This window comes from Bartonella sp. CL63NXGY (genome assembly GCF_042194905.1).
Taxonomy (GTDB): Bacteria; Pseudomonadota; Alphaproteobacteria; order Rhizobiales; family Rhizobiaceae; genus Bartonella.
The window spans coordinates 1-524 of record NZ_JBHINK010000163.1; the positions used below are offsets into that span (position 1 = coordinate 1).

Here is a 524-nt window from a genome sequence, read left to right on the forward strand (position 1 = left end):
GGTGGAGATATATTGAAAGACTGAGTTTTCATCATGTTTATGAACATTTCATCTTCACCAGTCAAAAGCCAATTTAGGTTGACCCCAAATTTTTCTCCATATGATGTTAAAACGGTTGCGTCTGGGGTTCTATCACCGCGTTCGTAATTGCCAAGCCCTTGAATACTAATACCAATTTTAAGAGAAAATATATCACGAGATAAGCCTACAAGCTTTCTTACCTCTATGAGGCGTCTTGCTAATGGGGTTTTTGGTTCATTTCTTTGTCGTGTCATATTAAAGAGGCATTAAGCCGTATTTTGTGTAGTTTCTAGATGTACTCTTTCAGCTTCTATTTGACGCTTTAAATGAATTTTAAGAAGAGGGAAAGTTGCTTCGACCTCTTCCATGTCGTTGATGTCTTGAACAAGCTCTTGCAACTTTATACAAAGCTCTGCCGCTAATTCCGCTATATCTTCAGGGGGGAGTTTTATTTTAGCATCGCGATAGGTTGTATAAGCTATGCGACCAAGCTTTTTCATGAG

Annotated in this window: 1 protein-coding gene and 1 pseudogene; both read right to left on the bottom strand. The window is 38.5% G+C overall.

Going from position 1 to position 524, the window contains the following annotated elements; genetic code table 11:
• Positions 1-275 (bottom strand): helix-turn-helix domain-containing protein (locus tag ACFIK0_RS09920; protein WP_375663991.1); only part of this gene is annotated, 275 nt, incomplete at its 3' end.
• A gap of 12 nt (positions 276-287) precedes the next feature.
• Positions 288-524, bottom strand: a pseudogene (locus ACFIK0_RS09925) (transcriptional regulator); the annotation flags it as partial.